Origin of the sequence: Variovorax gracilis (assembly GCF_030317115.1) — a bacterium.
GTDB lineage: Bacteria > Pseudomonadota > Gammaproteobacteria > Burkholderiales > Burkholderiaceae_C > Variovorax > Variovorax gracilis.
In genome coordinates, this window is sequence record NZ_JASZYF010000002.1 from 446,814 (window position 1) to 460,351 (window position 13,538).

Genomic DNA, 13,538 nt, shown 5'->3' on the forward strand with positions numbered 1-13,538 from the left:
AGGGATACCCGCTTGAGCCGATTGATTCCGAGTCTTGTGCTGGCCGCCGGCGCTTTCGTTGCCGGCCAGGGCCACGCGCTGCAGATCACCAGCCTGACGCCGCAAGGCGAAGTGGCGCGCATTCGCCAGGTCGTCGCCAAATTCGACCAGCCGGCCGCCCACATTGGCGACCCGAAGGCGCCCGCGCCGCTGGCGCTCAGTTGCGACGACGCGCAGGCCGCCAAGGGCGCGGGCCGCTGGGCCGGCGAGAAGCAGTGGGTCTTCGACTTCGAGAACGACCTCCCGCCGGGCGTGCGCTGCACGGCCACGCGCGTCGCGGGCTTCAAGTCGCCCGCGGGCGCGGCCCTCACGGGCCCGGAGCGCTACCAGTTCAACAGCGGCGGCCCTTTCGTCCGCCACCATCAACCGAGCTACGGGAAGATCGACGAGCAGCAGCAGTTCATGCTCGAACTCAATGGCGCGGCCACTCTGGAGAGCGTGCAGCAGAACGTATGGTGCGCGGCCGGCGACATCGGCGAGCGCATTCCCGTCAAGCTCGTCGACGGAGAGCAGCGCACCGCCTTGCTCAAGGCCTTCGGCCGCGACAAGGAAGCCGAAAAGGAGCCGCAGCGTTTCGTCACCCTGCAATGCAACCGCACGCTCACCCCGGGCAGCCGCGTGCAACTGGTCTACGGCAAGGGCGTCGCCACGCCGTCCGGAGTGCTCAACAACGTCGAGCGCCGCCTCAACTTCGAGGTGCGCGAGCCCTTTGCCATCTCTTTCAGTTGCGAGCGCGAGAATGCGCAGGCCGCCTGCCTGCCGCTGCGGCCGATGGTGCTGCAGTTCAACGCGCCGGTCGCGCGCCGGCTCGCCGCCGAGATCACGCTCAAGGGTGGCGGCAAGACCATCAAGCCCCGTTTCGACGAGAACGTCGCGAAGGATGCCGACGCGATCGTGGAATCGGTAAGTTTCCCGCCACCCTTCGCCGAGCAGACGCAGTTCACCGTCGAGCTGCCGCCGAAATTCGAGGACGCATCGGGACGCGCGCTGGCGTCGCCCGACAGCTATCCGATGAAGGTCGCCACGGGCGCGATGCCGCCGCTCGCGAAGTTCGCCGCCTCGCCATTCGGCGTGGTTGAACGGCTGGCCGAGCCGGGCGGCGTGGCGCTGATGCCGGTGACGGTCCGGAGAGTCGAGCCCGCACTGCAAGTCCAGGCGCTGACGCCGGGCAAGGTGAGCGACATGAACCCGAAGACCGACGCGGAAATCATCGCGTGGTTCCGCAAGGTGCGCCGCTACGACAACAACTACACCGTCACGCGCAAGCGCGCCGCGCAAGACGTGAAGGGTGCGCTGCCAAAGGTGATCGACAAGGACGACCGCGATACCCTCCAGACGCGCATGGTGTCCCTGCTCAACGGCCAGAACGGCGTCAGGACGCTGGACATGCCCAAGTCCGACGGCACCGATCCGCGCCCCTTCGAGGTCGTCGGCATTCCGCTCACGCCGGGCTTCCATGTGCTCGAGATCGCATCGCAGAAGCTCGGCGACGCGCTGCTCGACGAGCGCTACGGCAGCGGCCGCACGATGTACGTGCGCACCACGGCGCTCGCCACCAATCTCGCCGTGCACTTCAAGCTGGGCCGCGAGAACTCGGTGGCCTGGGTGACGACGCTGGACAAGGGCAAGGTGGTCGCGAATGCCACCGTGCGCGTGTCCGGCTGCGACGGCAAGGAAGTCGCCACCGGCACGACCGACGCACGCGGCCTGGTGCAGTTCCCGGGCCTTTCGCCCAACGCGCCGAGTTGCAACAGCGAAGACGACTACAACGCCGACGCCTGGTTCGTCAGTGCCCGCGCGAAGGACGAGGCGGGTGTCGAAGACCTGGCCTTCACCTGGAGCGACTGGCAACGCGGCATCGAGCCCTGGCGCTTCAACGTGCCGACCAGCCTGGACCCGCAGCCCGACCAGATCGCCCACACCGTGTTCGACCGCACCCTGTTGCGCGCCGGCGAAACGGTGTCGATGAAGCACCTGATCCGAACGCAGACGAGCAAGGGGTTCGGCCTGCCCGGGACTTCGCCGGACACGCTGGTCGTGACGCACGTCGGCAGCGGCCAGCAGTTCACGCAGTCGGTCTCATGGCGCAGGACCGCGACCGGCGGCCGCAGCGGCGAGAACACCTTCCAGATCCCACCCGGCGCCAAGCTCGGCATCTACCAGGTCGAGCTGCGCAGCGGCAAGGACGGCGACCAGCGCAGCTACAGCACCGGCCAGTTCCGTGTCGAGGAGTTCCGCTTGCCGGTGCTCGAGGGCCGTATCGCGCCCAGCGACACGAAGCCCCTGGTGGCCGTGACCTCGCTGCCGGTCGACCTGCAGATCAACTACGTGGCCGGTGGCGGCGCCGCCCAGTTGCCGGTGCACGTGTCGGCCATGGTGCGCGGCAAGCGGCTTTCGTTCGCGGACTTCGATGCCTTCAGCTTCTCGCCGCCCACCAAGGAGGACGCGAGCGACACCGGCGACGCGTCCGCCGACGACGCCAAGGTGATCGCCGACAAGCTGCCGCTCACGCTCGACAAGAACGGCGCCGGCAAGCTCACGATCGACAAGATCCCTCCAACCAAGGCCTCGCCGCGCGAGCTGCTGCTCGAGGCCACGTACGCCGACCCCAACGGCGAGATGCAGACCCTGCGCAGCATCCACACGCTGTGGCCCGCCGCCGTCATCGCCGGCATCAAGACCGAGGGCTGGGTCTCCGCCAGGCAGAAGCTCCGCTTCCAGGCGCTCGCCCTCGACCTCGCCGGCAAGCCGCAGGAAGGCGTGACGCTCAACGTGCGCGCCATCGCGCGCGTCACGACCACCAGCCGCAAGCGCATGGTGGGCGGCTTCTACACCTACGACAACAAGACCGACGTCAAGGAGATAGGCACCGTGTGCACCGGCAAGAGCGACGCGCGCGGCCTGCTGCTGTGCGAGGTCGAGCTGAAGGAGCCGGGACAGGTCGAGCTCATCGCCAGTGCCACCGACAAGGACGGCCGTGACAGCCGCGCCGCCAGCTCGGTCTACGTCACGCAGCAGGGCGAGCTCTGGTTCGGCGGCGAGGACCACGACCGCATCGACGTGCTGCCGGAAAAGAAAAGCTACCTGCCCGGCGAAGTCGCCAAGTTCCAGGTGCGCAGCCCCTTCCGCTTCGCGACCGCGCTGGTGTCGGTGGAACGCGAAGGCGTGATCGAGACGCACGTGGTGCAGCTCAACGGACAGGACCCGACCGTCAGCCTGGTCGTCAAGCCCGACTGGGGCCCGAACGCCTACGTGAGTGTGCTCGCGCTGCGCGGACGGCTGCGCGAAGTGCCGTGGTACAGCTTCTTCACCTGGGGCTTCAAGGCGCCGCGCGAATGGTGGACGGCGTTCTGGTACGAGGGCAAGGAGTATGTCGCGCCGACCGCGCTGGTCGACCTCAGCAAGCCGGCCTACCGCCTCGGCCTGGCCGAAATCCGTGTCGGCACGCAGTCGCACAGCATCGATGTCAAGGTCGCGAGCGACAAGCCCAGCTACCCGGTGCGCGCCGAGGCCCGGGTGACCATCACCGGCAGGCTGCCCGACGGCAAGCCCGCGGCCGGCGCCGAAGTGGCGGTGGCCGCGGTCGACCAGGCCTTGCTGGAGCTGATGCCCAACGACAGCTGGAACCTGCTCGAAGCCATGCTGCAGCGGCGCAGTTGGGGCGTGAGCACCTCCACCGCGCAGATGGAAATCGTCGGCCGCCGGCACTACGGCCGCAAGGCCGTGCCCGCGGGCGGTGGCGGCGGCAAGAGTCAGACCCGCGAATTGCTCGACACGCTGCTGGTGTGGAAGCCCGCCGTCGTGCTCGACGCCAACGGCCAGGCCACGGTGACGGTGCCGCTCAACGATGCGCTCACCACTTTCCGGATCGTCGCCGTGGCCGACGCAGGCACCGGGCTGTTCGGCACCGGGCAGACCTCGATCCAGGCCACTCAGGACCTCCAGATCATCAGCGGCCTCCCCCCGCTGGTGCGCGAGGACGACCAGTTCCGCGCCCAGATCACGCTGCGTAACACGACGCAGCAAGCGATGAAGGTCGAGGCCACGCCGCGCGCCACGCTGCTGACGCTCGAACCGCAGACGGTCGAGATCCCGGCCGGCGAAGCCCGCGAACTCGCATGGACCGTGAGCGCGCCCGCCCAGCTCGCGCAGACGCGTGCCGAAGCCTTGTTGTGGGAAATCGAAGCGAAGGACACGCTATCAGGCGCACGCGATGCGCTCAAGGTTCGGCAGCGCATCGTGCCCGCCGTGCCGCTGACGGTGCAGCAGGCGACGCTGGTCCAGCTCGACGGGCCTTTCACCATCGACGTGGCCCTGCCCGCCGACGCCCTGCCCGGCCGCGGCGGCCTGCGGCTGTCGCTGCAGCCCCGGCTCGCCGAGGGCCTGACCGGCGTGCGCGACTGGTTTGCGGCCTACCCCTACATCTGCCTGGAGCAGAAGGCCAGCAAGTCCATCGGCCTTCGCGACGGCAAGGCATGGCAGGCGGTGGTCGCGCAGCTGCCGACCTATCTGGATGGCGACGGCCTCGCCAACTACTTCCCCCCGCGGGACGGCGAAGCCAACCGCGGCAGCGACATCCTCACGGCCTACGTGCTCGCCGCCACGCACGAAGCCGCTGCGCTCGACCCGGCCTTCGCATTGCCCGAAGCGGCTGTCGCACCGATGGCGCAAGGGCTGGCCGCATTCGTCGAAGGCAGGATCCAGCGCGAGTTCTGGAGCCCGCGCAAGGACCTGGACGTGCGCAAGCTCGCGGCGCTCGAAGCGTTGTCGCGCTACGGCAAGGCCCAGGGCCGCATGGTCGGCAGCATCACCATCGCGCCGAACCAGTGGCCGACCAGCGCGGTAATCGACTGGTTCAACATCCTCAAGCGCGTGCAGGACGTGCCGCAGCGCCAGCAGCGCATCGACGAAGCCAGCAACGTGCTCAAGGCGCGGCTGAGCTTCCAGGGCACCAAGGTGGTCTTCAGCACCGAACAGGACGACTACTGGTGGTGGCTCATGACCAACGGCGACGTCAACGCAGCGCGACTGCTGCTCGCGGTCATGGACGATCCGGCATGGAAGGACGAAACGGCCAAGCTCGCCACCGGCTTCATCGGCCGGCAGCAGAACGGCGCATGGCACACCACCACCGCCAACCTGTGGGGCGGGCTGGCGCTGGAGAAGTTTTCGAGGCGCTTCGAGAGCACGCCCGTCACCGGCATCACTGCCGCGAACCTGGGCACGCTCAAGGCACAGGTGGACTGGAGCAAGGTCGAGCGTATCAAGGCCACCGACGCCTCCGGTGCGCCCAACCAGACGACCGCCTTCGGCGCACCGGCATCGCCGGGCAACCTGCGCAACAACCGCCTGTTCATGCCGTGGCCGGAGCCGCCGTCGGCGCACGACACGTTGCTCGTCACGCAGACCGGCACGGGCAAGCCATGGCTGACGCTCCAGTCGGTAGCCGCGGTGCAACTCAAGGCGCCCTTCGCTGCCGGCTATGCGATCACGAAGACCATCACGCCTGTCGAGCAGGCCGTGAAGGGCATCTACACGCGCGGCGACATCCTGCGTGTGAGCCTGGAGGTGAACGCCAGCGCCGACATGACGTGGGTGGCGATCACCGATCCGATCCCCGGTGGCTCGACGATCCTTGGCGGCGGCCTCGGCCGCGACTCGCAGATCGCGACCCAGGGTGAAAAGCGATCGGGCCGCGGCTGGCCCGCGTTCGAGGAGCGCAGCTTCGAGGCCTTCCGCAGCTACTACGAATACCTGCCCAAGGGCGTGGTGAAGATGGAATACACCGTGCGGCTGAACAATGTCGGCGACTTCGCGCTGCCGCCCAGCCGGGTGGAGGCGCTGTACGCGCCGGAGATGTTCGGGGAGGCGCCGAATGCACGGGTAAAAGTTGAAGCGGCCAAGTAGCGCGATGCCAGGTTCAGTCCTCCACGACCACGTATTCGCCGCGAGCGCCGGCGCGGCGCGATTTCTGCCCTACCTTCACGCACAGCGCCTCGCCGCATGAGGTCAACGCGCCGGAGCGGGTAGCTCGCAAGATGGCAGTGCCGAATTCGGCCTGCCGGACTTCGCGCATGCTGGCCCAGGCCACATAGGCGCTTCCCCCCGCGGCCAGGAGTGAGCCGATGGTCAACGCAACAAGTCCCTTCCAGACGAGACCCTGTTGCGCCACCGTCAACGCGCGCCCCTGCTCGCCCAGTGCATCAGCGGCCCCTTGAGCGCGGCCAGCAGCTTGCGCCAGTTTCAGATTGAACCCGTCCAACGCATCGCGGGCTCCCTCAGAAACCGCCGCCTGCGAGCCGTGGCTGATCGCCTCCATCGCCTCCCGGGTAAAGCGATCGACGCCGCCGTCCAGGCGCTGCAAGCCCTGATGCATGGCGCCGGACGCGACTTCGATGCGGCGCGTGATGTCAGTGCTTCGCGCTTCGATCTGGCTGGCGATGTGTGCCAGCTTCACCAGCAACTGCTGGACTTCCTCGATGTTGTCCGTCTTCATGAGCGATCACATCCGCATGGCGGGTTGGTGCGCAGGGGCTTCCCGATGCCGCTGCAGCGCCTGCTGGCGAAGTTGCTGCGCCTCCAGTTCGGCCTGCTGCGCTTGCAGGGCCAGCCCGTATTGATCCACCTCCTGCTGCCAGGCTTGTCCCTGCGGCGAGCGCATGAACTGCTGCGACGTGGTCTGCATCGCTTGCTGCCAATCGGCATCGTTGCCGCTCAGGGAGGCCGCATACAACTGATCGATCATGCGGTCCAGGTCGCTCCTGGGTGGGGCGAACGGCGCCACGCTTTCGATGGCCGTGGCGTCCAGCGATGGCGCCGCGGCGCGCCGCTCCAACTGCCGCTCCAACTCCGGGCTCATCGGGTCCTTGCTGATGCACTCGCGCACTTCGACGACTCGGCATTGCACCGAGGACCCCAATTGGTTGACGCGGTCACGCAAGCCGTCCGCATCGTAGCCACGGGTGCCGTAGAAGAACGCGTGCTGGTCGGAGCGATGGACGCGGTACAGGTCCCGGTCCTCGGGCAGCGTCTGCAATTGCAGGATGGGCGCGTCGCTCAGTCGGTTGACGTACTGCGCCACGAGGTTGAGGTTGTGAAGGATCACCTGTTCCTTGAAGATCTGCGCCATGTCGATCTCTGCATGCAATGGCGTACCGTCCTTGGAGCGCCAGGTAGCGCTGGCCGGTTGCGGGAAGTTGCGGATCGGACCGTAACTGGCACTCAGATTGTTGGGATACGCGCTCCCAATAGAAGTCGAGGACAATTTCAATTGATCCTCAGGATCACCAATGCGGCGATAGTTTCCATATTTGACTTTGCAGCCATAAGTGCTATAGCAAAAAGCATCGAACTGGTGTGCGGCAAACCGCAAAGGCCAACCATAGACTTCGGAGGACGGCACGTCCTGACGTTCAGAGGATTCTCGGGAGTAGGAGGAATTGATCACGGTGGTCTGACATCCTGTCATTACGAATGAGGTGAGCAGTGCGGCGACCCAATGAGGTCCCCGCTTCGACGATCGTCGATTCGACAATGCGTCAGGTGGCCCTGACGATGTTCGTGCCGCGTGCCTTTCTGAAGACTTGTGATTTCTAGTGGCATCGACGTCCACGCTATCCGGCTTCTTGTGCATGCCCCCCATGATTTACGCTCCTTGTTAATCCTTAGTCAGTAGGTGTGGCTGAAAGCCTTGATCAAGTCGTAGCGGAAATCGCTGTAGCGGTTCCCGGGTACTTGTAGTTGCTTGGTGGGGATGTGCGCCCGCATATAGACACTGATCGTGCGGTCGTTGACTTCCAGGATGATCCCCGGGGCGATGCCACTGGCATTCAGTGAAATCTCTTCGCGCTTGAGGTTGTGAAGGATCAACTGATCCTTGAAGATTTCGGCTATGTCTATTTCGGCGCGCAACGGCGTACCGTCCTTGGAGCGCCAGGTAACAATGGCAGGTGGCGGGAAGTTGCGGACCGGACCGGCACTGGCACTCAGGTTGTTTGGATACTTGTCGCCGATCGAAGCCGAGGACAGCTTCAATTCATCCTCGGGCTCTGCGCGCCGATAGTTTCCGTATCTGATGTTGCAGCCATAGATGCTGTAGCACGACGTGCCGAAGTCATGCGCGAAGAATCGAAGCGGCCAATCCGCGACGACATCGGTGATCGTCCCTCTCCCGGAAGGGCGCGGTATGCCGTTGAAAGTATCAGGGAGGGACTGGGTGGTCTTGGTCGTAGCTGCCTGGCACCCGGTCAATGCAAGTGAAATGAGAAATACGGCGGCCCAAGCAGGCCTCCGCATCGACGGCTGTCGATTCAGTGGCGAGGCAGGCGGTCTCGCCGATCTTCGTGTCGTGCGCCTTTCCGCACCCGACTCCTGAGCTTTAGTGTTCTTTCCCATGTTCTCCCTGACCCCGATTGCGTGCGAGTACAAACTTCGAGATCGCAGATCATAGATGTGTTCAAGCCAATTATTTGCATCGACAATTCATCAACATTTGCAAAATAATCGCACCCAACAATTAATTCTCAGAGACTGTCGCGTCATGTTTGTCATTGAATCATTCGCCGCCGAGTCGTTCTTTTTGAGCGCAAATCTTCAAAATCCGACACCATGAAGCTACGCTTTCTCATACTTTCTTCACTACTCTTTGGCGGTTGTCTTCATTGGCCCGCCCTGCTTCACGGACGATCGTGGAAAGGCGAGCGATTCCGGCGCAGGCTTCGGCGGGGTGGCCGCACTCTTTTCGGGGCTTGCTCTCGCGTTGGCTTTCTGCTCGATGAAGCCGAAGGCAAAATCAAGTCGTATCAGCACACGACTTCGCGAACAGGCGGGCTGATGGCCATGTTCATGCGAGGTCGAACAGGAGCGACCAGATGTGTAGAAGTATCAAGACCCTGTTCAACTTCGATCCGCCCGCCACGGAAGAGGAAATGCGCGCGGCGGCGCTGCAGTTCGTCCGCAAGCTCAGCGGGTTCAACCACCCGTCCAAGGCCAACGAGGCGGCCTTCGATCGTGCGGTCGAGGACGTGACGGGCGCTGCTCGGGCGCTGATCGAATCGCTGGTGACCACCGCCGATCCGCGAGATCGCGAGATCGAGGCGGCACGGGCACGGGCCAGGACGGCGGCGCGGTTTGGTCCGCAGCACTGAATTCCCTCACTTCAAGGACCCCAATGCCAACCATCGAGCAAATCCAGCAGATACTGGACCCAGTGTTCCCCGGGCTGATGGGCGTGCGCCTCGTCACGGTCGAGCCGGAACGCGTCATCGCCGAACTCAAGGTGCGGCCGGACCTTTGCACCATCGGCGGCATCCTGCATGGCGGGGCGTACATGGCGTTTGCCGACACGCTGGGCGCGGTGGGCACCGTCGTCAACTTGCCCCAGGGCAAGCGCACGACCACGACCGACTCCAGCACCAAGTTCATCGGCGGGGCCCGTGTCGACACGACGGTCACGGGCGAATCCATCGCGCTCCACCGCGGGCGAACCACGATGGTGTGGCAGACGACGATCCGGTCCGCCGAGGGCAAGCTGTGCGCTGTCGTGACGCAGACGCAGCTCGTGCTGGACACCTGACGAGAGCAGCCCCCGTTCATCTCAAGGAGCGACCCGTGCCAGATGCATCCCTCGAAGGCGGCTGCCAATGCGGCGCCGTTCGCTACCGGATCACCGGCAGTCCGGTGATGGCGGCCCTGTGCCACTGCTCGATGTGCCGACGCGCCAATGCCGCGCCGGCGGTGGCTTGGGCAATGTACGAGCAATCGCAAGTTGAGTTTGCCGCCGGAGAGCCCTCACGCTACGAGTCGTCGCCCGGTGCGGTGCGGGGCTTCTGCGCGCGTTGCGGCACGCAGATCAGCTTCACCGCAGACTACATCCCCGGCCTCGTCGACATCACGATCGGCAGCCTGGACGACCCTGAGCAGGTCGCGCCGACCTTTCACTACTGGGAGTCGCGGCGCCTGCGGTGGGTGCAGTTTGCAGACGCGCTGCCTCGTCACGCGGAGTTCCCGCCGACCGAGTGAGCCTCACTGCGGCGGCGGCGTGCCCTCCCCCGCTCCCAGGTAGGCTCGCGCCAGCGCATCGTCGCTCGCAATCTGTGCGGCCGTGCCCTGCGCCACGATGCGTCCGCCTTCGATCACGTAGGCCCTGTCGGCCAACGCCAGCGCAAGGCTGGCCATCTGGTCGACCAGCAAGATCGTCATGCCCTCCTCGCGCAACGCATCGAGCGCCGCGAACAGTTCGGCGATGACCTTCGGCGCAAGGCCGAGCGAGGGCTCGTCCAGGAGCAGGATGCGCGGCCGCGCCATCAGCCCGCGCGCGATCGCCAGCATCTGCTGCTCGCCGCCCGACAACAGGCCCGCGCGCTTGTGCTGCCGTTCGCGCAAGCGCGGAAAGCGCTGGAACATGTCCTCAACGCGTACCTCGCGATCCACCGGTTGCCGGAACGCACCGAGCCGGATGTTGTCCGCCACGCTCAACTCCGGAAACACCTGCCGCCCTTCCGGCACCAGCACGAGGCCGCGCTGGACGATCAATTCCGCCGCCAGTTGCGACAGCTCATGGCCCAGCAGATGGATGCCGCCCTGAACCGGCCGATGCAGGCCTGCGAGCGAGCGCATCAGGGTCGACTTGCCCGAACCGTTGGCGCCGAGCAGTGCGACGACCTCGCCGGTGCGAACCTGAAGGTCGATGCCGTGCAGCACAGGTTCGGCGCCGTAGCCGGCGATCAGCGAGCCGACCCCCAGCATCTCGCCCTCAGACGCATCGGCAGAGGACGAGGGCCTGCGCCGGATCGCATGTTCCGCCAGGTCCTCGCCCAGATAGGCCTGCCGCACACGCGGATCGGACTGCACCTCCACCGGTGTGCCGGCGGCCAGGTGCTGGCCGGCATCGAGCACCACCACCCGGTGCGAGATGCCCATGACCAGTTCCATGTCATGCTCGACCAGCAGCACGCCGACACCGGCATCCGCAATGTGCCGAAGCAAGTCGGCAAGGCGTTCCTTGTCCGCGCGCGACAGGCCGGCCGCAGGTTCATCCAGGAGCAGCACCTGCGGGTCCGTCGCCAGTGCGCGCGCGATTTCCACCAGCCGCTTGTCCACATGCGGAAGGTCGGCGGCAGGCGTGTCCGGATGGCCGCGGTAGCCGCAGAAGGCCAGCAACGCCCGCGCCTGCGCGCGGCACTGCGGGGCGCTGAAACGACTCGCGCCGAACAGGAGGCCCAGCGAGCCCCGGCTGACCGCCAGGGCGACGTTGTCCTCCACGCCCAGGCTGCCGAACAACTGCGAAGTCTGGTAAGTGCGCGCGACGCCGCGCCGCGCGATCGCATGCGAGGACAAGCCCCGGAGCGAACCCCCACCGAGCGTGAAGTCGCCACCTGTGGGCCGGTAGAAGCCGCTGAGCATATTGAGCACCGTGGACTTGCCCGCGCCGTTCGGTCCGATCAGGCTGGTGATACGGCCCGGCTTCGTCTCGAAGCTCAGGTCGCTCGCCGCGCGCACGCCGCCGAATTGCATCGAGAGCCGATCGGCAACAACGGCGCTGCGCGACCGCGCACGCAGCGGCATCGCCGTAGCGGGCAACGCCGGCACCGGCCGCACGCTGGTGCCGACAACGCGCAGGCGGAGCTTCTCCCACAGCCCCATCGCACCGTCGGGCGCAACCCACAGCACGACAAGCAGCATCGCGCCGAAGAACAGCAGCCGGTATTCCTCCAGACTGGACAGCACCTCCGGCAGCAGCGCCACCAGGATCGCGCCCACCAGAGGCCCCGCAATCGACCCCGACCCGCCGATGACCACCACCAGCACGAACAGGATCGACTGGCCGAAGCCGAAGGTGCTCGGCGTGACGAAGCCCGACAGCGGCGCGAACAACCCGCCGGCCACGCCGGCCGCCACGGCGGAGATCGCGAACGCGACCGTCTTAACGACGAGCGGATCGATGCCGACCGACTCGGCCGCCGTTTCGCTGTCGCGCACCGCGCGCATCGCTGCGCCCCAGGTCCCGCGCGACAGCCATGTGAACAGTGCCAGTGCGACGCCGGCGGTGACGATGGCCAGCATCGCCATGGCTTTCTCGCCGCCGACGCCGAACAACGTGGGCGCGGCGATGCCCATGATGCCGTTCTGTCCGCCCGTGAGATCACGCATCTCGACCACGCTGTGCTCCACGATGAAGCCGAAGGCGATGGTGATCATCGCGAGGTACGGCCCCTTGACCCGCAGCGCCGGCAACGCGAGCAAGGCCCCCATCGCCCCGGCGAGCACGGCCGCGACAGGCCACGCCGCCCAGAAGTTCCAACCGGCCTTGGTGGTGAGGATGCCCACCGCATAGGCCCCGATGGCGTAGAAGCCCACGTGCCCGAACGAGACCTGCCCCGTGAGCCCCTGCAGCACGTTGAGCCCGATGCCGACGATCGCCAACAGCGCGACGTTGGCCAGCACGAAGACGTAATAGCCATTGACACCCGCTGCGGCCGCCAGCCCTGCGGCCAGCAGAACGAGCACGGCGGCGATCTGGCCCCGGGAGCCCAGGCCCAGCCAGCGGACGCCGGCTGTCGGACGCCGCAAGGGCGATGCGAGCACGGCACTCATACCTTCTTCACCTCCGCCCGGCCAAAGAGCCCGTTGGGCCGCAACGCCAGCGCCACGATCACCAGCCCGAAGCTGATGATCTGCGTGTAGCTCGAACCCAGCGTCGACGTGATGAGCGACTCCAGGATGCCGAACAGCAGCCCCGCGAGCATCACGCCCCACGGGCTGCCGATGCCGCCCAGGATCGCGACCGCGAAGGCCTTCAGGCCGAACAGCGTGCCCATGTCGGCATTGACGTTCAGCAGCGGCGCGATCAGCACGCCCGCCACGCCCGCGAATACCGCCGACATCGCGAACGCCAGCGCGACCACGCGCCGGATGGGAATGCCCATCAGCCGCGCCGCATCGCGGTTCTGCACCACCGCGAGCATCGCGACGCCCCAGCGCGTGCGACGCGACACCGCGTGCAGCAGCGCGGCCAGCAGCAGCCCCACGATGGGGATGACGATCTGCAAGGGATAGACGCCGAGGCCGACACCCCCCACCGTCACCGGTGACACCGCCAGTGGCGACGGCAGGCTGCGCGGCTCCTTGCCGAAAGTGAACAGCACCAGGTTGTCGAGCACGATGCCGAGGGCCACCGTGGCGATCAGCCATGCGTTCGAGCCCCGGCTCGCAAAGGGCCGCACGGCGAGGAACTCGACCACCAGCCCATAGAGCGCGCATCCGCACAGCGCCAGCACCACGGCCGGCAGCAGCGGCCAGCCGAGCGTCTGCGCGAAGGTGAAGGTCAGCACCGCGCCGAGCATCATCGAGCTGCCCTGCGCGAAGTTGACCGTGCCCGACACGGCATAGGTCACGTAGAACCCCAGGGCCATCAGGCCATACATGCTCCCCAGGCCGAAACCACTGAGCAGCGCGGACAACATCGACATCGTGCGTGGACCTTCTTCAGACGCGGCGCG

Annotated in this window: 9 protein-coding genes; 4 read left to right on the forward strand and 5 right to left on the reverse strand. The window is 66.5% G+C overall.

The genetic code is table 11. The features are described 5' to 3' along the window. The first annotated feature begins 12 nt into the window (after positions 1-12). Entirely contained in the window at positions 13-5,946 is a 5,934-nt protein-coding gene (locus QTH97_RS07695) for an alpha-2-macroglobulin family protein (protein ID WP_286567501.1), read from the forward strand. A 13-nt stretch (positions 5,947-5,959) separates the two neighbouring features. Here QTH97_RS07695 and QTH97_RS07700 read toward each other — a convergent pair whose 3' ends face one another. From QTH97_RS07700 to QTH97_RS07710, 3 genes are all read right to left on the reverse strand, one after another. Then, positions 5,960-6,502: a hypothetical protein gene (locus QTH97_RS07700; protein WP_286567502.1), complete on the reverse strand. Its 543-nt coding sequence runs from the start codon at positions 6,500-6,502 to the stop codon at positions 5,960-5,962. Between the two features lie 39 nt (positions 6,503-6,541). Next, positions 6,542-7,486 carry a hypothetical protein gene (locus tag QTH97_RS07705; protein WP_286567503.1) on the reverse strand — a complete coding sequence of 315 codons (945 nt, stop codon included), beginning with the start codon at positions 7,484-7,486 and terminating at the stop codon, positions 6,542-6,544. Positions 7,487-7,707: 221 nt separating this feature from the next. Beyond that, positions 7,708-8,433, reverse strand: a complete 726-nt coding sequence (locus QTH97_RS07710) for a hypothetical protein (RefSeq protein WP_286567504.1) — start codon at positions 8,431-8,433, stop codon at positions 7,708-7,710. A gap of 476 nt (positions 8,434-8,909) precedes the next feature. Between QTH97_RS07710 and QTH97_RS07715 the strand changes: the two genes are divergently transcribed. Genes QTH97_RS07715 through QTH97_RS07725 form a run of 3 tightly spaced genes read left to right on the forward strand, consistent with a single transcriptional unit; the run spans position 8,910 to position 10,059 of the window. Next, positions 8,910-9,185, forward strand: a complete 276-nt coding sequence (locus QTH97_RS07715) for a DUF2277 domain-containing protein (protein WP_286567505.1) — start codon at positions 8,910-8,912, stop codon at positions 9,183-9,185. 23 nt (positions 9,186-9,208) lie between these two features. After that, complete coding sequence (locus QTH97_RS07720) at positions 9,209-9,613, forward strand: PaaI family thioesterase (RefSeq protein ID WP_286567506.1); 405 nt, start codon at positions 9,209-9,211, stop codon at positions 9,611-9,613. A gap of 35 nt (positions 9,614-9,648) precedes the next feature. Next, positions 9,649-10,059 carry a GFA family protein gene (locus tag QTH97_RS07725; protein WP_286567507.1) on the forward strand — a complete coding sequence of 137 codons (411 nt, stop codon included), beginning with the start codon at positions 9,649-9,651 and terminating at the stop codon, positions 10,057-10,059. Between the two features lie 3 nt (positions 10,060-10,062). On the opposite strand, the gene QTH97_RS07730 is transcribed toward QTH97_RS07725, so the two are convergent. Together QTH97_RS07730 and QTH97_RS07735 are read right to left on the reverse strand one after the other, a co-directional pair. Then, positions 10,063-12,633, reverse strand: a complete 2,571-nt coding sequence (locus tag QTH97_RS07730) for a branched-chain amino acid ABC transporter ATP-binding protein/permease (protein WP_286567508.1) — start codon at positions 12,631-12,633, stop codon at positions 10,063-10,065. Then, positions 12,630-13,508 carry a branched-chain amino acid ABC transporter permease gene (locus QTH97_RS07735; RefSeq protein WP_286567509.1) on the reverse strand — a complete coding sequence of 293 codons (879 nt, stop codon included), beginning with the start codon at positions 13,506-13,508 and terminating at the stop codon, positions 12,630-12,632. The genes QTH97_RS07730 and QTH97_RS07735 overlap by 4 nt, the downstream gene beginning before the upstream one ends. Between the last annotated feature and the right edge of the window lie 30 nt (positions 13,509-13,538).